This is a genomic window from Lactobacillus sp. UMNPBX19 (assembly GCF_002553805.1).
GTDB lineage: Bacteria > Bacillota > Bacilli > Lactobacillales > Lactobacillaceae > Lactobacillus.
Genome location: NZ_PCYR01000120.1, coordinates 1 through 424, shown reverse-complemented (window position 1 = coordinate 424; position 424 = coordinate 1). Strand labels below are relative to the sequence as shown.

General features: G+C 38.0%; 2 protein-coding genes. Both read right to left on the bottom strand.

Translation table 11 applies throughout. From position 1 onward, the window contains the following. Positions 1–200 (bottom strand): DDE-type integrase/transposase/recombinase (locus CP370_RS09375; protein ID WP_143467897.1); only part of this gene is annotated, 200 nt, incomplete at its 3' end. A 5-nt stretch (positions 201–205) separates the two neighbouring features. Beyond that, complete coding sequence (locus tag CP370_RS10330) at positions 206–415, bottom strand: hypothetical protein (protein ID WP_369821781.1); 210 nt, start codon at positions 413–415, stop codon at positions 206–208. Positions 416–424 lie beyond the last annotated feature (9 nt).

The following is a 424-nucleotide window of genomic DNA, read 5'->3' as shown; positions in this document are numbered from 1 at the left end:
TCTTTCTGTTGATAATGCCAACCTTGATCGGAATGAATAATCGACTTTGTACCACTTGGTAAATGAGCACACAATTGGTCAATCGTTTTCATGATTAATTGCTTATCTGGGTGCGCACTAACCTGTAATACTAACACTTCCTTGGTTGTTTCATCTGTCATCGCTGAAATATAGGCCCAGTGTTGATTAGTTAACCGCACTTGGGTCACATCCGTATGAATGACTGTATAAGGCTGGTGGCATTAAAAGTTTGCTTCAAAAAATTAGGTGCTTTCATACCAACGTTGCCCTTGTATGAGCTATATGAACTGGTATGCCGACGGTATATATGATTTTTTATGCCCAGTTCATGCATCAGCTTCAGTACAGTATTAGCAGAACTTTTAATTCCTTGATTTAAAAGTTGACAATAAATACGTCGATA